Source organism: Listeria valentina, assembly GCF_011800755.1.
GTDB lineage: Bacteria > Bacillota > Bacilli > Lactobacillales > Listeriaceae > Listeria > Listeria valentina.
This window is the reverse complement of the sequence record NZ_JAATJW010000015.1, coordinates 1-21,392: the sequence shown is the minus strand read 5'-3', so window position 1 is coordinate 21,392 and position 21,392 is coordinate 1. Positions and strand designations below refer to the sequence as shown.

18 protein-coding genes are annotated in these 21,392 nt (G+C 40.5%); 5 read left to right on the top strand and 13 right to left on the bottom strand.

The window, feature by feature from the left end; all coding sequences use genetic code 11:
* Window positions 1-55 precede the first annotated feature (55 nt).
* From addA to HCK02_RS05615, 3 genes are all read right to left on the bottom strand, one after another.
* Entirely contained in the window at window positions 56-3,757 is a 3,702-nt protein-coding gene (gene addA, locus HCK02_RS05625; RefSeq protein ID WP_167629120.1) for a helicase-exonuclease AddAB subunit AddA, read from the bottom strand.
* Entirely contained in the window at window positions 3,741-7,223 is a 3,483-nt protein-coding gene (gene addB, locus HCK02_RS05620; RefSeq protein ID WP_167629119.1) for a helicase-exonuclease AddAB subunit AddB, read from the bottom strand. Before addB ends, addA begins: the two co-directional genes overlap by 17 nt.
* 133 nt (window positions 7,224-7,356) lie before the next feature.
* Window positions 7,357-7,593: an IDEAL domain-containing protein gene (locus HCK02_RS05615; RefSeq protein WP_115753156.1), complete on the bottom strand. Its 237-nt coding sequence runs from the start codon at window positions 7,591-7,593 to the stop codon at window positions 7,357-7,359.
* A 240-nt stretch (window positions 7,594-7,833) separates the two neighbouring features.
* On the opposite strand from HCK02_RS05615, the gene HCK02_RS05610 reads away from it, so the two are divergent.
* On the top strand, window positions 7,834-8,433 hold the full coding sequence (locus HCK02_RS05610) for a competence protein ComK (RefSeq protein ID WP_167629118.1): 600 nt from the start codon (window positions 7,834-7,836) through the stop codon (window positions 8,431-8,433).
* 31 nt (window positions 8,434-8,464) lie between these two features.
* On the opposite strand, the gene HCK02_RS05605 is transcribed toward HCK02_RS05610, so the two are convergent.
* A complete protein-coding gene (locus tag HCK02_RS05605; protein WP_036071350.1) occupies window positions 8,465-8,815 on the bottom strand; it encodes a helix-turn-helix domain-containing protein in 351 nt (116 codons plus the stop codon).
* A 279-nt stretch (window positions 8,816-9,094) separates the two neighbouring features.
* On the opposite strand from HCK02_RS05605, the gene HCK02_RS05600 reads away from it, so the two are divergent.
* From HCK02_RS05600 to HCK02_RS05590, 3 genes are all read left to right on the top strand, one after another.
* Window positions 9,095-9,358, top strand: a complete 264-nt coding sequence (locus tag HCK02_RS05600) for a CD3324 family protein (protein ID WP_167629117.1) — start codon at window positions 9,095-9,097, stop codon at window positions 9,356-9,358.
* A gap of 97 nt (window positions 9,359-9,455) precedes the next feature.
* A complete protein-coding gene (locus HCK02_RS05595; protein WP_167629116.1) occupies window positions 9,456-10,106 on the top strand; it encodes a FusB/FusC family EF-G-binding protein in 651 nt (216 codons plus the stop codon).
* A 256-nt stretch (window positions 10,107-10,362) separates the two neighbouring features.
* The gene (locus tag HCK02_RS05590) at window positions 10,363-11,055 is read left to right on the top strand and encodes a Crp/Fnr family transcriptional regulator (RefSeq protein ID WP_167629115.1); all 693 of its coding nucleotides are present in this window, start codon (window positions 10,363-10,365) and stop codon (window positions 11,053-11,055) included.
* Between the two features lie 39 nt (window positions 11,056-11,094).
* Here HCK02_RS05590 and HCK02_RS05585 read toward each other — a convergent pair whose 3' ends face one another.
* Window positions 11,095-12,261 carry a GNAT family N-acetyltransferase gene (locus tag HCK02_RS05585; protein ID WP_167629114.1) on the bottom strand — a complete coding sequence of 389 codons (1,167 nt, stop codon included), beginning with the start codon at window positions 12,259-12,261 and terminating at the stop codon, window positions 11,095-11,097.
* Between the two features lie 160 nt (window positions 12,262-12,421).
* On the opposite strand from HCK02_RS05585, the gene HCK02_RS05580 reads away from it, so the two are divergent.
* Window positions 12,422-13,048, top strand: a complete 627-nt coding sequence (locus HCK02_RS05580) for an FMN-dependent NADH-azoreductase (RefSeq protein ID WP_167629113.1) — start codon at window positions 12,422-12,424, stop codon at window positions 13,046-13,048.
* Between the two features lie 210 nt (window positions 13,049-13,258).
* Here the strand turns inward: HCK02_RS05580 and HCK02_RS05575 are convergent, their stop codons facing one another.
* From HCK02_RS05575 to HCK02_RS05540, 8 genes are all read right to left on the bottom strand, one after another.
* A complete protein-coding gene (locus HCK02_RS05575) occupies window positions 13,259-13,543 on the bottom strand; it encodes a metal-sensitive transcriptional regulator (protein ID WP_115753175.1) in 285 nt (94 codons plus the stop codon).
* Window positions 13,519-13,812: a rhodanese-like domain-containing protein gene (locus tag HCK02_RS05570; RefSeq protein WP_167629112.1), complete on the bottom strand. Its 294-nt coding sequence runs from the start codon at window positions 13,810-13,812 to the stop codon at window positions 13,519-13,521. Before HCK02_RS05570 ends, HCK02_RS05575 begins: the two co-directional genes overlap by 25 nt.
* The gene (locus HCK02_RS05565) at window positions 13,813-15,459 is read right to left on the bottom strand and encodes an FAD-dependent oxidoreductase (protein WP_167629111.1); all 1,647 of its coding nucleotides are present in this window, start codon (window positions 15,457-15,459) and stop codon (window positions 13,813-13,815) included.
* Window positions 15,456-15,752, bottom strand: coding sequence for a rhodanese-like domain-containing protein (locus HCK02_RS05560; protein WP_167629110.1), 297 nt, complete (start codon window positions 15,750-15,752; stop codon window positions 15,456-15,458). The genes HCK02_RS05565 and HCK02_RS05560 overlap by 4 nt, the downstream gene beginning before the upstream one ends.
* A 106-nt stretch (window positions 15,753-15,858) precedes the next feature.
* Window positions 15,859-17,673 (bottom strand): ABC transporter ATP-binding protein, encoded by a 1,815-nt coding sequence (locus tag HCK02_RS05555; protein ID WP_167629109.1) that lies wholly within the window; start codon window positions 17,671-17,673, stop codon window positions 15,859-15,861.
* Complete coding sequence (locus HCK02_RS05550) at window positions 17,670-19,394, bottom strand: ABC transporter ATP-binding protein (protein ID WP_167629108.1); 1,725 nt, start codon at window positions 19,392-19,394, stop codon at window positions 17,670-17,672. Before HCK02_RS05550 ends, HCK02_RS05555 begins: the two co-directional genes overlap by 4 nt.
* Window positions 19,391-19,870, bottom strand: coding sequence for a MarR family winged helix-turn-helix transcriptional regulator (locus tag HCK02_RS05545; RefSeq protein WP_167629107.1), 480 nt, complete (start codon window positions 19,868-19,870; stop codon window positions 19,391-19,393). The genes HCK02_RS05550 and HCK02_RS05545 overlap by 4 nt, the downstream gene beginning before the upstream one ends.
* 171 nt (window positions 19,871-20,041) lie before the next feature.
* Window positions 20,042-21,268, bottom strand: a complete 1,227-nt coding sequence (locus tag HCK02_RS05540) for a Fic family protein (protein ID WP_167629106.1) — start codon at window positions 21,266-21,268, stop codon at window positions 20,042-20,044.
* Window positions 21,269-21,392 lie beyond the last annotated feature (124 nt).

The window sequence follows — 21,392 nt, the reverse complement described above, 5'->3', positions numbered from 1 at the left end:
CTTTCTATACACTTTAAATTCAATAGCATTATCATACCACGTCGCCAAATGGAACTCAAAGTTCAAGCAAATCTTGACTATCGAAGAAATAAAGATACGTTCCACTAACGGGCTTCTCGAGGATGGCTTCTACTGCTTGGCGATACAATTTCAATTGAACTTCATAACGCCTTTTCATTTCCGCCATCGCATTTTCCTCGCTTGGATACTTACCTCGAATTCGATCCGTTTTATAATCCACTAGCACAACATGGTCCGCGTAAACGAGAATTAAATCCACAACTCCTTGAACAAGAACTGAGCTGTCCGTTTTCGCTTCCGAATGAATTTCATGAGCAGGAATTTGATAGACAAACGGCACTTCTCGTTTAATTTCGCTCGCTGGGTCAAACAAGGCTTCCCCCAATTCTGTATCAAAAAACGCACAAATTTGTTCAACGTTAATGGCTTGTTTCTCGACTTCTGTTAGTTTCTCCTCTTCGACCATCCGCGTAAGCAGCTGCGTCAAGCTTTCTCTTGTCGGCGGCACATCGAGCGGAACGGCTTGCATAACCGTGTGCATTGCAGTCCCAATTTCTGCACCTGTCAGTTTCTTTTCGGTCTGTAAAAACTTCGGACGCTCAAGAGACGCTCCCTTCAACGTTTGAACAAATCGATCATCACTAAAACTATCTTGAATTTGGAATTGTCGTTTCAGCTCGGTTACCGATTGCTTGGAATAAATGCCAGTTTCTGCGCTATGCGGATACTTAAACTCAAGAATCTGCGCAATTTCCGCGGTATCCTGACCAATTGGAACCTCTTGAAACGCTTGAACTTCCTTCATAAAATTGGCTGCTTCCGCTTTTTCAGCGGCAGGCGTAACCATATCTTGCGTCAAGATCGTCACTTTGAGTTTCATGGCCGTCGAAAGTGGTGAAATGGTCTCCGAACCGCTTGCCTCTGTTTGCCGCAAAAAATCAGGATGGCGGACAAAAGCACGACCAACCCAGTCCAAATAAGTCGATGCGCTCAAACGCACACTTGCTGGGAGAAGGGTAGTTTCCGTATCTTTCACCGCAAGAAAGTGCGCCAAGGTATCCTCCCACTTCGGAACAGTCCCTACTAAAATGAGTTTTTCTTCCGCGCGCGTCAAAGCGACATAAAGAACTCGCATCTCTTCAGCGAGCATCTCGCGCGTTTTTTTTGCCTTCACGGCGCGCTGCATGATCGTTGGATAGGTAATCCGTTTTTCTGTATTCGTGTAGCTTGCTGCAAAGCCAAAATCTTTGTCTAGCAAAGTTTTTGCCGTAATATCGCGGCGATTAAATTTGCGATTCAGTCCTGCTAAGATAACAACTGGGAATTCCAAGCCTTTGCTTGCATGAATCGTCATCATCCGAACCACGTCTTCTTTTTCGCCGAGGGTTTTCGCAGTTCCCAAGTCTTCCCCGCGAAGTTCTAACCGCTCAATGAAGCGAATGAAGCGGAACAAACCGCGGAAAGCTGTTTTTTCATATTGCCCAGCACGTTCATAAAGCGCCCGCAAATTGGCTTGACGGGTTTTACCGCCAGATAAGCCGCCAACAAATTCGTAAAACTGCGTATCTTCATAAATTTGGCTGATTAGTGCGGTCAAGCTTTCACGAATTGACAAGTCCCGCCATTTTTTCAGCTTAGTCAAAAATTCGTTTAGTTTGTCCGAAAGCGCATCCCCGTTTTCTTGCGCATATTCTTGTAATCCAGCAAAGAAGTAGCCTTGCTTTTTCTGTAAGCGAATTTGTGCGAGTTCTTCTTCGGTAAGGCTAAAAATCGGCGAACGTAAAACGGAAGCAAGTGGGATATCTTGGTACGGGTTATCGATTAGTTTAAGAAGCGAGATCATTACAGCTACTTCAATCGCTTCAAAATAACCTGTTTGGCTGCTTACATAAAAGGGAATATCCCGTTCACGCATTGCTTCTTCCATATCGGTTGCACTTGTCATCGAACGCGACAAAATAACGATATCCCGATATTCAACCGGGCGAAACTGTCTAGAACTTTTATCAAAGACTTGGAAACGCGACTCAACAAGTTCTTCAATTCGCCGAGCAATCGCGCGTGCCTCTAATTGATCTTTTTTCATTTCATCAGCAGAACTTGCCGCTTCAGCTTTTTCTTCTTGATTGCGATCTACAATTAAGAGTTCTGTTTCCATTTGTTCTGCTTCTTCATAATTCGCCCCAAGATAAAGCTCCGCATCGGCATCGTAGTCGATTTCACCTACGCTTTGGTCCATAATTTGTCTAAAAATAAAATTAGTAGCATCTAAAACTTCTGCCCGACTACGAAAGTTTTTCGACAAATCAATCTTCAAGCCACCACTTTGAGAAGCATTTCCCTTCGAATAGCGCCGGTACTTTTCCATAAATAAAGTTGGTTCAGCTAGTCGGAAACGGTAAATCGATTGTTTCACATCACCAACCATAAATAAGTCGCCAGATGCTTCATTTGGAATCGTCAATAGCGAAAGAATCATTTCTTGCACAAGGTTTGTATCTTGATATTCATCAACGAGCACTTCTTTAAATCGCTCGGTCATTTCACGTGCAACGATGGATTTCGAACCGTCTTGTTCTTGCAAGATGGCTAACGCGAGGTGCTCCAGATCATTAAAATCCAATACGCCTTTTTGCTCTTTTACCGCAAAAAATTCAGTTGAAAATTGTTTTACAAGTTTGGCAAGTGTTGCCACGTCTTTTTGCATGCTCGCAAGGTCAGCTAAGTATTCGCTATCTTTTCGCTTGAACCAGCTTTCAGTGGCTCCTTGAATCGCCTTTTTAGCCGCATCTCGAGCTTTCTTAGCGCGCTCAATCAAGGCTGGATCAAGTTCATCTTTATTTTTAAGGGTAGCAATTCGTTTAAAAGACACCCCTTGAAAAGCTTCTCCTAGCTCATCAAACGACGCTTGCTGCATTAAAGCTTGCAACTCCTCTACTTGTCTCAGATCATCTTGGAAGGTCTCTAAATACCCTTCTGGGCCTCCTGGTGCCTCGCTCATGTGTCTTGCTAGTTCCAATTGATCTTTTGCTTTTTCAATCTCTGCTCGAATGCTTTCGACAATCAGTGAATAATAAGGTAAATCGCTAATTTGTTTACCATCAGTTTCCTCATAAAAGGAAACCATTTCATCAAGCCATTTCGCAGGATCTGGATTTGCTGCCGAAAAATCATAGAGCTTGGAAATAAGATCCGCTAAATTTTGATCCGAACGGTCATCTGTCACCGTGTCTGCCAAGTGAAAGAACGCTTCATTCCCTTCTTCAGCAAACTCACGCTCCAAAAATGCATCCAAAACCTCATCCCGCAAAAGCATACTTTCCACCTGGTCCATCAAGCGAAAATCGGGATCTACTTCCGTGCGGTAATAATATTTCCGAATCAAGTCTAGACAAAACGCATGCAAAGTTGAAATCGTGGCCGTATTTAGCAGCGCAATTTGCTTTTTCAAATGAAGTGAATCCGGATTTTTTTCCAATTCCTTTTCAAGAGCTTGCCCAATCCGGTGCTTCATTTCAGCTGCTGCAGCATTCGTAAATGTAACCACTAAAAGTTCATCCACATTGCAAGGATTCGCTTCATCTAACAAGCGGCTAATAATGCGATTAACAAGCACAGCTGTTTTCCCGGACCCCGCTGCTGCTGCAACCAAAATATTTTCTCCGCCCGCATGGATAGCTTGCCACTGCTCATCTGTCCAAGTTGCATTTTCAGGTTTTTCAGGAATTGGTCTCATTCGCTTCACCTCCCTCTTCTTTCATTTTTTCTAGAATCGATTTAGGGTCTTCATTTTTCAAATAGCGATACTTTTCGCTTTCCGCGCCAGGATCAAATTGACAAACCGAACGGAAAGGGCAAAACTGACAAGGCGTCCGGTCTTGCATATTATAAGGATTAATTGCCACTTCACCATCTAAAATTTTATTCCCAGCTTCTTGATACTTGTGCCGAACAAAGCGGCGCATCTCATCAAATTCCGCTTTACTTGCAGTTTTTGAACGCGCGCTTAAAGAGCCATCTTTCTTAATTTCTGCTGGAATAATAAGCGAAGAACCGCCATTTTCCAATTCTTCATCCATTAATGTAATCGTAACAGGATCTCGTAAAACAAGGCCTTTCATTTTATAGCTTTTCTTCACTTCTTTTAGCAGCTCAGCCTCATCAAGTGGCGTATCTGCAGAAATCAATTTGTTGTGCATATGGAAATAAAGAACGCCTGCTGGTTCAGCTTGCTTGCCAATAAATTCAGCCGCATTACTAACAACCACATCCAAATACGTCAGCATTTGGAGTGCGATCCCGTAATAAATTTCAGGTAGTTTCAAGTCATGTGCACTTGATTTATAGTCAATAATCCGGAGAAAACTTCGTCCATCTTTTTCCGCTTCATCCACGCGGTCAATTCGGCCTTGAAGAAGCAACTCGTGCCCCCCTTTAAGCGGGATTTTCATCGCAGGAATTTGACTGCTCCGACCAAAATCCACCTCTAAACCAACCGGGCGAAAAGCGCTCACTTTTGCCTGCTCATTTAACACGATAGCAGCCCGCGCAATAATATGGAAAAGTTTATATTTGATATAAGCCATCCGCTTTGTACTTAGTAAGATTTCGTGCTGCAATTTAGGAGCCAAATAATTCATCGCCTGTTCAGAAAAAGCAAGGCATTCTTCCTCCGTCAAATTGCCCCATTCCGTACCGCGTTTTTTAAGTTCAGCTGAAATCCATTCCATCGCCCCGTGAAAGATCTCGCCCATATCCACCGCTTCCAGTTGATAAGTCGCCCGTTCTTCAAGCCTTAACCCGTAACGCGCAAAGTGCTGGAACTCGCAACTGAAAAATTTCTCCATTCGCGAAACGCTGGCATGAATTTCCTTACCGAATAAGCCAGAAGCCGTTTCTTCTGCAAGAACGCCGGTGTTGTTTTGATAATTTAAGCTGCTTAAAATCCGCTCAGCCCCTTTATCATTTTGAGTGGCAAAATAATTATAGACTTTCCACCAAATGGGCATAATCGGATAACCACGTTTGTACATCCCAAGAATCGATGTCAGAAGTCCAAGTGTTTCTTCTCGCGCTTCGATATAATCTTTCTGTTCTTCTTCCGTGAGCAAACTCGGATCCGCCAAATAAACTTCTTCTTGAAGTCCAGTAAAAATCGCTTTTATTTTGCGGATATAATTGGAAGGAGCAAGCAATTTCCCTTCTTCATCCGCTGCCGGATAGCTTAAATAAAGCGCGTCCTTTGCCGAAGTAAATACGCGATATGCAATGAATTCTTCATGGAGCAGCGCACGGTGATTAGATGGTTTAAGCGAAATTCCTCGTTCTTGCAAAATTGCTCGGTCTTCTTCCGATAAAATCCCTTTATCGCTCACTCGTCGCGGTAAGACACCGTCATTTAAGCCAACCGCAAATACAACCTTCGCTTCAAGCAAACGTGCGTGTTCCATATCGGTCACAATCAACTGATCGAGTGCAGGCGGAAGTAGCGAAAATTCCAAAGCTTCTAGTCCCGTTTGAATCACCTCTAGAAAATCCTCGCGTGTCAGTTCTTCTTCACCGAGCACTTCCACAAATTCATCTAAAAGCGAAATAACCGCTTTCCAAGCTTGATCGTGTTCACGCGCAAGTTCAATAAACCCTTCTCGCTCCGCTCGGGCACGCCAAAGTTCCATCCGCTCAGCAGCTTTTACGTGCTCCAAGTAAGCAAATAACCCAGCTGCAAGCGACTTTCCTGTACCTTTACGCGCCACCTGCTCTTCCAAAAACAAGAGCGGCTCCGTGATCATACCTCGCACTTCATTGATCCGTTCTTCCATCTCAAGTTCAGCATCTGTTTGGACGCCAACATTAGTGGCCAGCCCACGTATCTTGCGGTAGTGCCACTTTTCACTGGCAAGAAAACGATTCCTGTTGTAGATTCCGTTTTCCAAGAGATAATTTTCAAATTGATCCACTTTAAAACGAAGAGTTTCTTGGCTTTCTTCGAGCGGAAATAGCATTTCCGTTCGAACGGCCTGAAAAAGCGGTTCGTATTGCCAATTTTGCCAAACAGCTTCCAAACTTGAACGAATAAATTCAATCAAAGGATGCCTTGCCATCCCACGTTTTTTATCCCAAAAGTAAGGAATCGCATCACGTGTCATAACCGAGTGCACAATTTCTTCATAATCTGCCATATTACGAATCAAAATTGCCATATCAGAATAGCGATACTCATTCGTTCGCACGAGTTTTGCCGCTTCACGAGCAACGCCTTCTATCTCAGAACGACGATTATTTGCTTGGTGTAAGTTCACACCTTCAGGAGAGCCTTCAAACGCTTCAAATGCATTTCCACTCCAAGCTTTTTCTAGACGCGATAAACCTTCCTTCGTAGATCGTTTGAAATCTGTTAAGTAAACAGCTGGTTCAATCCCGATGCTAGCTGTCTCAGCAATTTGCGTGATAGCTTGATAGGATTCTAAATTAAAATCAAACATGCTAAATAAGTTATTTCTGCCTCCAAGTGAAGCCTGATCGAGTGACAAAGCAATCTTCACTTGATTCGCTTGTTTGAGTAACGCTTCAATAACTGAAAGTTCTTGTTTCGAGAAACTATCAAAACCGTCTAAATAGATTGAAGCATTTTGAATGTAAGAACTGCTCGGCATTTTATCAATTAAAAGTTTAAGATAGTCTTCGCTTTCTAAAAATTTTCCATACAACTTTTCTTGGTATTTTTCGAATAGCAAAGAAACATCCAACATTTTTTCTTTCGTTGCTGGATTTTCAATTTCTGTTTTAAAAGCTTCTTGTTCCACTTCATATTGTTTAAATTCCTTGAACAGCTCCGTTAATTCTTTATAAAAGCCGCGCTTCTTAGCGGATTTATGGAAGACATGTAGCCGGTCTGCCTCTTCTTTTACGACTTCGCGCAGCAGCATTTCTGTCCCTGTTCTTGTTAAAAAAGTTCTTCCAAGTCCACCCGTTTCTGACAAGACTCGCCAAGCAACTCGGTTAAAACTGTAAACTTGAATATTCATTAATCCTTTGGCTTTTGTTTCATTAAAAAGAAAGCGTTCCATTTGGTACGTCATTTGGTCTGGAACAATCAAAATCTGTTGTTCATTTGGATACTGTGCCTCGTTTTTTTTCATTTCTTGAATGAGCTTAGTTGTCTTTCCTGATCCTGCTTTCCCAAGTATAAATTGAAGCGTCATCTCATCACCACCGAACGTATGTTTTTATTTCTTATTGTAACGGATTTTCTTCCTTCCGTAAAGTTGCTAAAATCGAATTTTCATGACGCAAAAAAACTAAGATAGCTTGCACTATCTTAGTTTTTCACAAATTTCATTTAAATTCCAGCATTTCCTTCTTTAATTTTAGCAATTTATTCGTAAGCTCTCCAAAACGTTCTGCATCTCCATCATCAAGCGCCTGATCAATTTCAAGTTTTAGCTGTTCTTCTTTCCGTTTTTCTAGGAGCATTGTCATGTAGCATTCAATAAAAACATTGGTCAGTTCTTTCTCGCCCTTTAACAGACCGACTTGATTCATTAATGAATTTGAAAAATCACGCATTTCCACGACTAATCACTCCTTTTCAAGATTTTCATGGCCAAGTTCGCTTGAAAAATGCTTAAATTGGCTTCAAAAATCATCAAAAGCTTCAAAAATTCAACTTTTCTAAATTCTACTGACGCAGGAAAACTTGTGTGCTATAATAGCCAACAAATAACTAGCTGACATAAACAGATGGCTAGAAGTTTCTTATTCCAAACTTCTTTTCATAAATATTAAAGACAATCTTAGAAGGAGATGCTTGAAATGAAGAAAATGCAAGATCAGCAAATTTATGAGGTGAATCCTCATACGATGATTATTTTGCCCTATAAAGCAGGTGGGTCGCTTTACTCAGAGGTAATGGAACTTGGTTCTCACTCTATATCAAAGTTTACCCCCTTTGAATTAATTAAAACTAGTTGCAAATATTTCGGCGCCAATTATGACGGTCGCAAGGAAGGAACTAAGCATCTGATCGGAATTACTCACAAACCACCAATTATTATTGATCCGATTTCATTCACCTATGCTTTTCCTACTACTTCTCCGCAAAATCCTCATTGTGTATGGATATTCCCACAACACATTAAAGATTATCAGTCCGCCGATAACAATCAAACTTTTATTCGTTTCGCCAATTTAGAAACTGTGGTCTTAGATATTTCGATTTCTTCATTTAATAATCAAATTGCTCGCACTTCGATGCTACACATGAAATTTTCTCAAAAGATGAGGAAAATCGAAAGTCAAATCCCGCAAACTTCTATGTTTTTCCCACCTTCCAACTATGTGGCGGAAAGTTTCCTTGGCTACAGGAGAACGCCACCAAGTAGTAATCAGCCTCCCGATCGCCCCAAGAAATAAAAAAATGAGTTTTCCTAGTTCTTAGGAAAACTCATTTGCTTTGTTTTAAAATCACATCTGAAATTTCTTTTATTAATTTTAAATCTTTTTCTGAAAAGGAATAAGGCAATTCGAGATACCACTTTTCAAGTTCTGGATTGCCGATAAGTGGAAAGGCATTAACCGAGTTTTTTTCTCGAAGCGCTGCTACGTCATCAAGCAAAAAATCTGTTGTGGTTCCAAGCGTTTCCGCTAAAAGAGCCAACATAAAAATAGGTGGTTTGTGCGTCCCGTTTTCATACTTACTGATCGTAGACGGTGTGACGCCAATTTTTTTCGCTAATTCTTTTTGCGTTAACCGATTTTTCTTACGTAAATTTATCAATTTTTCACCGAAATTCAAAACGCTCACCTCTCCTCCTTTCTATTATAGCAATCCTTTGCTCAGATTTCGACTCCATGTTTTCAATTCATTAAAATTTACTTTACAAATTTAATAAAAAGGCTTATATTATCTTTATTAAACGGGAGGTGACGAGCTTTATGACAGCTCTTACTCAAACGTTCCAGGCAAAGCCTTTTTAATGGCGATACTTTGTTTGGAATGGTTCAATTGTAAAATCGCCAAGTAAAATGGTTTTGCCGATTTATTATTTGACCAAATAATAAAGGAGCGAGCCAAATGAAATATCAATCTGTCGAAGATGTGCTTCCAGAATCCCTTATTGAAGAAATTCAAAAATACGCCGCAGGGACAACGCTTTATATTCCCGCTAGAAAAAAACGCGCGTGGGGGGAAAATTCAGGAATCAAATCAAAATTAAAAAAGCGAAACGAAGCGATTAAACTAGCTTTTGAAGAAGGAATCTCTATGCAAGAGCTAGCTAAAACTTACTTTCTATCGGAAAATACCATTAAGAATATCATCTACCAAAAGACCTGTTGACTACTAGCAGGTCTTCTTTAAAACAGTTAAGAAATGTTTTCAGTACTATACAACGATGCTTTTCTTCCTTTAAAATGAATTATGGAGGTGTTGAACTGTGGAAGCTTTTATTCCCAATCATCTTTTTAATGCCATTATGCGTCATGCCAAGCAAGTCTTGGATGCGGAACGAAGTGTAAATGATGTTCAAATAAAAAAAGAATTTGCGTTTTACTCGCTAAGTAAAGCAGAAAGCCTTTTTGAAGCGTTAACTCAAGAACAAGCTGCTCTTTTAAAGCCACTTGCTGAAATTAAAAACGAGCAAGATCTGGAAAAATTTAAAGAATCGCTTACTTCTTATATTTATCCATTTCCTTCAATTAGTGAAGCACAACTCAAAAAGATGTTTAAAAAAACAAAAAAACTACATCCGCCAGAACTTACAGATGAAAAACGGAAACAGCTTACTTATTTAAGCTGGCTCGATGCCGGTTCGATGAAAAAATTCATGGTTTATGAGTACGAAGGCAAATTAGCCGCTTTAAAAGGAAGCTTTTTGCCTAGTCAAAAGAAAGATATTTGTCATTTTTGTAATCAAGTAACAGAAGTGGGTTTATTCACAGTAGATGTAACTTTAAATTCGAAGGCAAATACTTATAAAGCACTTAGTAATTATATCTGCCAAGATGCAGAAAGTTGCAATGCCCATCTGACCAATACGGAAAAACTAGATTATTTCGTGGCGTATAGTCAGTCTGCTAAAAAATAAAGAATGAATCTAGAAGCAGTCCCTTCATCGCTTAGGATGAAGGGACTGCTTTTTATACAATACAAAGAGAAGAAATTGTATAAAAATACGACAACCGCCAAAGAATAACTCTAAAAATCGCTGTTATCCATTTTCGTTATCTCTCTTTATTTCATAATTATAACTTTAAACGTTTAAATACATACAAGTAAATTGACTTTCAAAAAACTATCTATTATTATTTTAATGTATTATATTTCACTAAAAGAGGGATGATATGAATTTTGTTGATGATCACAGTGCTGCACTAAAAATGCAAGAATTGCTCAACTATCTCTATACTTCCTCTGATCTTGCGACTCGTTACATCCAAGAAGTTTCCTTTCGAAAAAACGATATTATTGTTGAGCCTAATGATTCTTCTAATTTCTTTTATTTGGTTCAATCAGGTGTTGCATTCGTCGAAGCTTGGACTGAAGGTAATGAACGTGAAGTGCTTTACCTTTTAACTTCTAACCAGCTTTATTCACCGGAAAGTTTATACGATAATTTTAAGGGTTGCTTGAATTTATTTCCAAGACAACTTCGGGCAGCTTCCAACTTATCCGCCTACAAAATTGACTGTGACTTTATGATGGATCACCTTTATGCGCAGCCTAAGCATTTGAACTTTCTTTTTTTAACTGCCCTACGTGAGCTTAGCTCTGCTCAGCTTATCTTTCATATTCATAAGTTTCCAACCGAAGAACGGATTGACCGCATGCTTCAAGTCATTGCTAGCGCTTCTGGGGAACAAACTGGTGAAAGCATCTTGCTTCCTTCTGCTATTAACCAGTCTGTGCTTGCTTCTTTGTGCGGTTTGTCACAGAGTGCTATTTCGATACACTTGAAAAAACTCGTTAAAGAAGGAACTCTTTCTTCTACCCATACGCCTTTACAAATTTTGAAGCCTAACTTCTTACCACATTAATAATAAAGAGGGCGCCCTTTGTGGCGTCCTCTTTTCGCATTAAAAATGGTCATAAAATCGTGGGGAAGTTTGTGGGATGATTGCTTCCAGTAAACTAATCGTTTCTTCACTTGCTGTGATTTTGTGATACGCATTTAACATCCGCGGACGAACAGCCCCTAGGAGCATTTGGCTCAAGGTCCCAATCTCTATTTCTAGCAAGTTTTCATAAGTTTCTCCATTGTCGTTTTCTTGTAAGACTCCATCTTCAATTTTATAAACACCACTATTAAATGGAGCTACTTCATCAGTTACTCGGATATATAGTGGTTTTTCATGGTTTTTAAATGGATAGCGTCTTAAAAATTCTTTGACGTCCACAATTCGCAACATGTAGGAGAGCTCTTCTTCCACTTTGAGAGCTGTCGGATTAGTCAATCCTAGTGCCAGTTCTTGGATGTCTCCAGTGTTCTCTAATTCAACGATATCAAACATGGAATCGTGGCTTGAGATAAATGCCCACAACTCGTTTTCAGCTTCGCTTGTCAGCGCGATCAATTCGCGGATGATCATTTTGGTTCCTTCAAACCCAAAGGATAGATAACCTTTTGCTTCGCCATTTTCGTCGAAGTATAGTGCCATTTCCTTAGTGAAGCCACGACGAGTTAGCCGTGCCCACCAAGCTTCATCGTGGACAAGCATGCCTTGATGCGCGCTCGAATATTGATGGTAAACTTCTTTTATAAAAGCAAACTCTGGGCTGGAATGGTTGATTCGCTTGATTTGACCGATTCCGCTTGGCTTGCGAACAAATTGATCCAGTTTTAAATGAAGATGCGCCATATGAAACCCTAATTCGTAGCCAAATTTACGATAAAATCTGACGTCAAATGGGTGAAGATAGGAAACGATTTGTCCTTTTTCTTTCATCGCTTCAATGGATTTTGTCATCAGTTGTCGGATCAAGCCGCCACGGCGATGCTCTGGATAGGTCGCCACATAGGCAATCCCACCCATTTGATAACGTTCGCCAAATAGCATGACTTCAAGCGGATAAGTCACAACTTGTGCAGCTAATTCGTTATCTTTGAAGGCACCTAGGCGATTTCCATGGTCCATCCAGTAGAAAAAGTCTTCTTCTCCACCTCCTGATGAAGTTCTAAATGCGTAATCTCGTAATTTTTTCATTTGATGAATTTCTTCTTTTTGTATTTCTCTGATTTCCAAGTCGATCAACTCCTATCTGTTTTATTTTAGCATTTTTAAGTGAGAAATGCTGTTTCCTTTGTTTCTTGCTACTAACTTTTTGTAAGCTTTTAACTTGCCAATGTTAACGCATTCAGCTACACTAATAAAAGGACTTTATTTTTAGGAGGAAAAAACAAATATGTCAAATGTACTATTTATCAAGGCTAATGGGCGTCCAGCTGACAGTTCTGTTAGTGTAGCCTTGTATGAAAATTTCTTAGAAAGCTACAAAGCAAGCCACCCAAACGATCAAGTAACGGAAGTAAACTTATTTGAAGTTGATCTACCTTATTACGATGGCACAATGATGAGCGGACTACATAAAGAAGTGGCTGGCGAGCCTCTTTCATCAGAAGAAAAACGTCTTGCTGATATTGCGAATGGTTACTTAAATCAATTTCTGGAAGCGGATAAGGTCGTTATGGCTTTCCCTCTTTGGAATTTCAGTATTCCAGCGCAATTCTTAACTTATCTATTTTACTTAAATCAAGCGGGAAAAACTTTCAAATACACGCCAGAAGGTCCAGTCGGGCTTGTAGGCGATAAGAAAGTGGCATTACTCAATGCACGTGGTGGGATTTATTCGGATGGTCCACTTGAAAGTCATGAAATGTCTTTAAGCTATGTTAAAAACATCTTGAACCATTTCGGTGTAACTGATGTTGAAACGCTTGTTGTGGAAGGACACAATGCCACTCCGGATAAAGCACAAGCGATTATCAAGGCAGGTTGCGATGAAGCTTGCCGTCTTGCCGAAACATTTTGATCATTTAGATGTGAAATGAATTTTAAATAAAAAAAGCAGAGAACTTGGTGCTAGCCATTGTTTAAAATGGATACCAAGTAACTCTGCTTTTTTATTTGTGTAACTTTTTAGTAGCGATTATCTTGTTGTTTTTTCTTCGAGTTTGTCTAATATTGAATAACAGCCACGAAAAAGCCAAGAAAGTTCGAATGCACCTTCTTGGCTTTACTTTTATCTACTTTTTACAAGCAATTGAATCGCTTCTTCGATATAGGCATCCGTTTGATCCGTTCCATCTTGTTCAGCATTTTCTATACAAGCTGCTAAGTTTTGAGCTACAACCAGCCCAATCACTCGATCTACGCTTGTTCGAACTGCACTTAATTGCGTCACAATTTCACGACATTCTTTTTCTTCTTCCATCATTTTTAAAATACCGCGAATTTGCCCTTCTGCCCGCTTCAAGCGATTTTTCATTTTAGCATCATAGATTAATTCTCCAGATCGCCCTGCCATGCGCCCATTCCTCCCATTACATTTGTGACTTGATACCCTTTGCCACTTAGAAAAATCGAAGCTTGCTCCGAGCGTCCGCCAGCGTAGCAAATGATCGCATAATCCGCTTCTGGATCAAGTTCAGTGAACCGTTCTCCTAACTCATGAACCGGGATATTTTGTGCTTTTGGGATGTGTCCTTTTTGAAAATCTTCTGCATCACGTACATCTAAAATTTGATAGTTTGCTAAGCTTTGACGAAGCTCAGCTGTTGTTGTCGATAAATACATTTATTCCACCTCTTCCGGCAAGATTGTTTGATATAAACTAAATCCGCCATCTAAATTTTTAGCTTGATAGCCAGCATTTTTTAAAATCCGTTCCGCTAAATAGCCACGTAGCCCTACTTGACAGGTTACAACAATCGGGACGTCTTTTTCAAGTTCCAAAACCCGCGCACGAAGCTCGTCAAGTGGAATGTGGATCGCCCCTTTGATTTTCCCCTTTTCGATTTCAGCTTGACCGCGGACATCTAGCAAGACTGCTCCTTTTGCTCTTTCGGCTTCGAGCTCGTGCCACTGGATATTTTCAGATAGCCCTTCAAGCAAATTCAAGCCCGCATAGCCCGCCATATTGACCGGGTCTTTCGCAGAGCCAAACGGAGGTGCATAAGTAAATTCAAGTTCCGGGAGGTCACAAATCGTCATGCCCGCTTTGATCGCCGTCGCCAAAATATCGATCCGTTTATCAACGCCGTTTTCACCAACCGCTTGTGCCCCAAGAATCCGGCCACTCTCTTTTTCAAACAGCACTTTCAAAAGAAGCGGCGTGTTCCCTGGAAAATAACTCGCATGACTTTTCCCCTGGATATGCACGGCCATGTAAGGAATTTCCGCCTCTTGAAGCGCCTTTTCATTTAGTCCTGTCGCTGCCGCTGCAAGATCAAACACCCGAACAATCGCCGTTCCAAGAAAGCCTTTATTCGGTCGAGCTTTTCCAAAAATGATATCTGCAAGCATTCGACCTTGACGGTTCGCAGGAGAAGCAAGCGAAATGAGGGCATCTTGCTGACTCACTTCTTGCTTGACCACGATCGCATCCCCGATCGCATAGACGTCTTTCGCACTCGTTTCATAATTTTCATCTACGATAATGCCCCCACGAAGCCCCGTCTCAATTTGAGCTGCCTGCGCAAGACTCGTTTCCGGTGCAACGCCAATCGAAAAAATCGTTAAGTCACTAACAAGCACTTCGCCGTCTTCAAGTTCAATCTTGCGTCCTTTATCCTGAAAGGCTGCGGCACCTTTTCCAAGCTGTAAATTGATGTTGTTTTTTGTAAGCTCCTGCTCAACTCGAACAGCCATTTCCGCATCTAGCGGCGGAAGCACGTGGGGCGCTTTCTCAACAATCGTTACTTGCATCCCCCGCCTCGCAAGACTTTCCGCCATCTCCATGCCAATAAATCCCGCGCCAATCACAACAGCTTTTTGAGGGATTTCTTCTTGGATGAAACGCTCGATCGCATCAACGTCCGGAACCGACCGCACCGTAAACAAGTTTTTCGTGTCATTTAATCCCGGAATTGGTGGTGTGATGGGTTTTGCTCCTGGAGATAGGATCAGCTTATCGTAACTCATTTCAAATGTTTCAGTTTGATTTTGAACTACCACTTGTTTTTTATTAGGCTTGACTTCAAGAACTTCATGAAACGGCTTCACGTCAATCCGAAACCGGGCCCGCAAACTTTCTGGGGTTTGAACAAGCAAATCTTCACGTTCGCTAATTTCACCCGAAATGTAATAAGGCAATCCACAATTAGCGAAAGATACATAAGGTCCTTTTTCTAGCACGACAATTTCTGCTTCTTCATTTAATCTTCTTAATCGCGTTGCTGCGGACATTCCGCCTGCGACGCCTCCAACAATCACAATTTTCATTTTGCTCCTCCTTTAGTCGGGCCTTGCCACTGGCTCATGCCGCCACGAATATTGATTACATCATAGCCTTTTTTGAGAAGCATTTTCGTGGCGCGCTTACTTCTCATGCCAGATGCACAAATAAGATAGGTAGTTCCTTGTGGCTCGTAACTTGCAATCTTTGAAAGCGGAACATTTTTTGCTTTCGGAATGTGCCCTGCTTGAAACTCATAACTTTCCCTGACATCAATAATCACTGGATTTTTAAGCTCTATAAGCTCTGCTACTTGGATGGATGGTATTTTTTGAAACATCAAATTCACTCCTTCATCGCTTATAATACCCTACGGGGTATAAAAGAACAAATAAGATGCTCATCCAAAATAAAAACCCCCGAAAGAAAATCTTTCGGGGGTTTACTTAGACGGCTTGAGCGCCTGTAAATTGACTATTATAAAGATCGGCATAGAAGCCATTTTCGGCTAATAGTTCTTGGTGCGTGCCTTGTTCGATCACATTTCCGTGATTCATGACAAGAATCAAATCGGCATCGCGAATCGTCGACAAGCGGTGGGCAATCACGAAACTCGTGCGCCCTTCCATCAAGTTCCCCATCGCAAGTTGGATGTTGAGCTCTGTCCGCGTATCCACGCTTGATGTCGCTTCGTCCAAAATGAGAATCGACGGATCAGATAAAATCGCTCTTGCAATCGTTAAGAGTTGTTTTTGTCCTTGCGAAATATTTGATCCTTCTTCATTGAGCATCGTATCATAGCCACCCGGCAAGCGACGAATGAATTCATCAGCATAAGCAGCTTTTGCAGCTTGAATGACTTCTTCTTTTGTTGCCCCATCGCGGCCATAAGCAATATTCTCAGCGATTGTTCCATTAAAAAGCCAAGTGTCTTGCAAGACCATCCCAAATTTCGAACGAACATCATCTTTCGTCATATCGCGTGTATCCACACCTTCGATTCGAATCGCGCCACCATTTACATCATAAAAGCGCATTAGCAAATTGATGATCGTAGTCTTCCCAGCACCTGTCGGACCCACAATTGCAACCATCTGACCTTCGTTTACTTTAATGTTCAAATCATTCATCAGCGGTTTGTCAGGCGTATAGCCAAATTCCACGTGGTCAAACACAATGCTCGTTTTTTCCGATTCTACGACTGGGATTTGTTCTGGAATCGTATCTGTTTCTTCTGGTTCATCCATAATTTCAAATACCCGTTCTGCAGAAGCAATGGTCGATTGAATGACGTTCGCGATATTCGCAACGCTCGAAATTGGTTGCGAGAAGAGTTGAACGTATTGCGTAAAGGCTTGGATATCCCCAACTTGGAGTGTTCCGTTCGTTACGAAAATCCCCCCACCAACGCAGACTGCCACATAGCCCAAATTCCCAACAAATTGCATCATCGGCATCATGATTCCTGAAATAAATTGTGCTTTTTTAGCAGCTTTGTAGTAATCATCATTGACCGTTTCAAACGTATCCAGTGTGTTTTTTTCTTGCCCAAACGCTTTGACGATCGTTTGCCCGCCGTAAGTTTCTTCCACGGTATCATTTAAAATCCCGAGATTGCGTTGTTGGGCTGCAAAGAAAGCTTGCGACTTCCCTGCAATAATCGCCACAATGATGATGCTAAGTGGCACCGTCGCGACAACAATCAATGTCATTTGCCAGCTGATCGTAAGCATCATAATCAGAACGCCGACAAGTTGGACAACTGCTGTGATCGCTTGTGTAAGCGACTGTTGCAAAGTATTCGCGATGTTATCCATATCATTAACAGCTCGGCTCAAAATATCCCCATTTGAACGAGTATCATAGTAGCGAAGCGGCAAACGCGCCATTTTTTCTTTTAAATCTTTTCGCATATCATAAACTGTTCGTTGGGCAACGCTTGACATCACGAATTGTTGAATGAAGTTAAAAATCGAGCTTCCAAGATAAAGCAAGAGAACTACAAATAAAATATCAAAAATCGCATCATCATTAATTCCAGCTGGACTCATAATACCTTTAAAAATCTCTGTCGTTGCTTTCCCGAGTTCTCGCGGGCTAAAGATATTAAAAATCGTTGAAAGAATCGCAAATAGGAAAACCACTGAAATAGCAATCGTTCTCGGCTTCATGTAGCCAAGTAGACGCGATAAAGTTTTACCAAAGTTTTTCGGTTTTGAGGTCACTCCCATGCCTCCACCATGACCGTGTCCTGGACTCATGCTATCTCCTCCTCTGAAAGTTGCGAACGCATAATTTCTTGATAAATTTCGTTCGACTCTTTAAGTTCTTCGTGTGTGCCGATACCTGCTATTTTACCTTCGTTTAGCACGATAATTTGATCCGCATCCACCACCGAAGTAATCCGCTGTGCCACAATCAATGTGACTGCATCTTCTGTTTCTGGTTTTAACCGTTTTCTAAGTTCAGCATCCGTTTTAAAATCGAGCGCTGAAAAACTGTCATCAAAAATGTAAATATCTGGTTTACGAATGAGCGCTCGCGCAATCGCAAGCCGTTGTTTTTGTCCGCCAGAAAAGTTATTCCCACCTTGCTCAACGCGCGCTTGAAGACCTTTAGAACCGCGTTCGACAAAGTTTTTCGCTTGGGCAATTTCGAGAGCTTCCCAAATTTCCTCTTCTGTGGCATTTTCTTTCCCGTACCGCATATTCGATTCAATATCACCCGTGAATAAAACAGCTTTTTGTGGAACTAAACCGATTTTTTCACGTAAAGCAGCTTGACTCATTTCACGCACATCGACGCCATCCACTTTGACACAACCTGTTTCGACGTCATAAAAACGCGGAATCATATTAATTAGCGTAGATTTCCCTGAACCCGTGCTTCCGATAATTGCCACCGTTTCCCCCGCTTTCGCCTTAAAGAAAATGTTTTCGATAACCGGTTTTTCAGCACCTTCATAGCGGAAAGATACTTGATCGAACTCGAGACGTGTTGGTTTTTCACCATTTTTCGGTGTGGCAGGATCAATGATCTCAGCTTGCATTTCGAGCACCTCGTTGATTCTTTCAGCTGAAGCCCCTGCACGTGGAATGAAAATAAAAACAGCTGAAAGCATCATGAAGCTCATCATAATTTGCATCGCATATTGAATGAACGCCATTAAATCGCCGACCATCATACTGCCGTTACTGATAAAATGCGAGCCAATCCAAATGACAGCAATACTAGTTAAGTTCATAACCAGCATCATGATCGGACTCATGAGAGCAAGTAAACGGTTGACGCCAATGGCTGTAACCGCATAGTCATTGTTGGCTTCTTCAAATTTCGCAAGTTCATCCTTGTTGCGGTTAAACGCGCGAATCACTCGAATCCCAGTAAGACCTTCCCGAATCACTCGGTTTAATTTATCCATTTTCTTTTGTAATTTTTTAAACATCGGCATGGCTTTTCCGCCAAGTCCAATTACAAGTAAAAGTAAGATTGGCAATACGATGACGAAAATCAATGATAATTTGGCATCATGACTGACGGCCATAATAATCCCACCAATCAACATGATCGGCGCCATTACCATCATCCGTAACATCATATAAATTACATTTTGAATTTGCACCACATCATTGGTTGTTCTTGTAATAAGCGAAGCCGTTCCAACTTTATTAAATTCCTGCAAAGAAAAGTTTTCGACTTGATTAAAAATTTTATCCCGTAATTCTCGCCCAAAGCCCATCGAAATTCTTGAAGCAATGTAAACGATGATGACAGAAAGCAGTACCGCTCCTGCTGAAATAAGTAGCATGAACGAACCCGTTTTCCAAATATAGCCTTTATCGCCTTGTACAATCCCTTTATCCACAATGTTGGACATTAAAGTAGGCAAATAAAGCTGACCTAAAACCTGAATAAAAGTAAGTAGTAGTACAACTGCAATCCCAAGCCAGTAGGATTTCAGCCGTTTCATTAAACGCATCACTTGGGAATTCCTCCTTCTTCATGATTTGCTTTGCTGTTCAGATAATCTGTCAGCTTGCTTAGTAGTCGGATCAAAGTCCGCATATCGTCCTCGCCCAGATAACTCTTCATGTCGATAAAGCTTTCATGAAAGTAATGAATGATCTGATCCGTTAATTTTTCCCCTTTTTCCGTAAAATTGAGGTACGCCGCGCGCTTATCTTCCGGATTTTGAATACGCGTAATCAGTCCCTTTTTCTCGAGGGCATTAATCTGTTGCGTCACACTCGGTCTAGAAATGCCCAGCCGTTTACCAATTTCGCTTACGCTCACGCCAAGTTCTGAGTTACTAATTCGCATCCCCCGAAACAATGTAAACATGAAGCGAATTTCTGCCTTCGTAAAGCCATCAATATGAAAGTTCATCATTTCCGCTCGCTTAAAATTCATAAACGCCCGAATAACCGAATATCCCAATTCACGCTCTTCTGATTGCATTCGACCTTCCCTCCTTTTTAATTAGTTTGCCTAACTAATTATATGGATATTGAAAAAAAAGTCAAGAGAAAACTTTTTCATCTACAAAGCACCATTTCGCTTAAAAAATCCAAAAGAACCATCTGTATGCTTGAACAGACGGTTTTTTTGGATTTTTACTAAACTTTCATTCTACAAAAAGCTAAAATAATTGGGGGCAATAGTCAAAGTAATAGGTCTTTTCTTGATGATTTTAATCGCCCCTTTTTCAACTAAGCTATCCTTAATTTGGTTAAAAATATAGATGGAAGGAATCGAATGGTCGTATTTTAAAATATCATCTTTAGTAACGCCTTCTGAAAATTCACCATAAATATATTCTTGAAATAAAATAAACAGAACAGAGGCTTCCCTATCACTTAGTTCTACATCATCTTGTAAATGCTTATGAATTTCTTTTAAACGCTCTCTTTTTTCTTTAAGATCTGCTATGATTGATGTTTGTTCGCGATTTAATATATCAAAAAAAGCATCAATAAAATAAGTTAAATCCCCAGCGCTCTTAAAACTATTGGTACTAGAAAAAGCATCAACATATATTTTCAAATTATCTTTACACGCCTTCGATAACGATAGCGAAGTAATCGGATTCAATAATTTTTTCAGATAGATACTAGAAATATACCTCGCAGTTCTGCCATTTCCATCATAATAGGGATGCAAATAGCCAAAGATAAAGTGACCAATTGCGATCTTGTGGAGACAAGGTAATTCGTCGTCATTCATGAAATGGATCATTTTTTGAATTTCTTCTTTCAACGTTTCCTCTGTCATTGTATTTCTATGAACAACTTTCCCGCTATTCGATTTGGTTAATTCAGAAGGCCCTCGTCTAAATATCTCCCCATCAGGAAGATCCTCTTTTTTAATTTCATCTAAAACTAGATAATCATAAATCTCTCTTACATCTTGAGGAGTCGATAGCAAAGCTACTTTTTCTTGCTGTAATTTTAAATAACTTTTGATCAAGCTTTTATGTCTAAGCAGCTCAGCATTATCCTGAATAATCTTTCTTAGCCCCGTTCTCATTTCTGCTCTGGAACTTCTCACACCTTCTATTTCATTAGTTCCTTGCATTTCTTCTACCAAAGTATTAATTTGATAAGATTCCTTGGCAATTCCAGGAAGATCTCTGGCTATTTTTTTTATTTTTTCGCTATCTACCATTATTTTCTCAGCATTTGCCATCATTTTGGGGTGACTATAAAAAAATAGTTTAAACTTATCTGGAAAGCCAAACGTTTTTATTTCAAAATCTAAGCGAATAGCTCCATATCCTTCTATTCTCTTCTTTTTTTCTTTTTGATACGCTTCACTGCTCATCTCATTGAAAATTTTATGCAAATATTTATAATTCATGACCAACCCTCTTTTATAAAATGAAATATTAGCTGTTTTTTAATTTTACATTAAGTCTAATTCTTTGTAAACCTAAAAAATCTCGAATTACATTTTTTCATTATTATACCAACAAATCTTAGAT

Bases quoted from the DNA above. Each gene is read 5' to 3' on its own strand.
- HCK02_RS05565 (WP_167629111.1), bottom strand. From the start codon at position 15,459: ATGAAAATTGTGATTGTTGGAGGCGTCGCAGGCGGAATGTCCGCAGCA.
- HCK02_RS05610 (WP_167629118.1), top strand. From the start codon at position 7,834: ATGAAGAAAATGCAAGATCAGCAAATTTATGAGGTGAATCCTCATACG.
- HCK02_RS05555 (WP_167629109.1), bottom strand. From the start codon at position 17,673: ATGAGTCCAGGACACGGTCATGGTGGAGGCATGGGAGTGACCTCAAAA.
- HCK02_RS05560 (WP_167629110.1), bottom strand. From the start codon at position 15,752: ATGTTTCAAAAAATACCATCCATCCAAGTAGCAGAGCTTATAGAGCTT.
- HCK02_RS05570 (WP_167629112.1), bottom strand. From the start codon at position 13,812: ATGTATTTATCGACAACAACAGCTGAGCTTCGTCAAAGCTTAGCAAAC.
- HCK02_RS05540 (WP_167629106.1), bottom strand. From the start codon at position 21,268: ATGAATTATAAATATTTGCATAAAATTTTCAATGAGATGAGCAGTGAA.
- HCK02_RS05590 (WP_167629115.1), top strand. From the start codon at position 10,363: ATGAATTTTGTTGATGATCACAGTGCTGCACTAAAAATGCAAGAATTG.
- HCK02_RS05575 (WP_115753175.1), bottom strand. From the start codon at position 13,543: ATGGCAGGGCGATCTGGAGAATTAATCTATGATGCTAAAATGAAAAAT.
- addB (WP_167629119.1), bottom strand. From the start codon at position 7,223: ATGACGCTTCAATTTATACTTGGGAAAGCAGGATCAGGAAAGACAACT.
- HCK02_RS05545 (WP_167629107.1), bottom strand. From the start codon at position 19,870: ATGCAATCAGAAGAGCGTGAATTGGGATATTCGGTTATTCGGGCGTTT.
- addA (WP_167629120.1), bottom strand. From the start codon at position 3,757: ATGAGACCAATTCCTGAAAAACCTGAAAATGCAACTTGGACAGATGAG.
- HCK02_RS05580 (WP_167629113.1), top strand. From the start codon at position 12,422: ATGTCAAATGTACTATTTATCAAGGCTAATGGGCGTCCAGCTGACAGT.
- HCK02_RS05600 (WP_167629117.1), top strand. From the start codon at position 9,095: ATGAAATATCAATCTGTCGAAGATGTGCTTCCAGAATCCCTTATTGAA.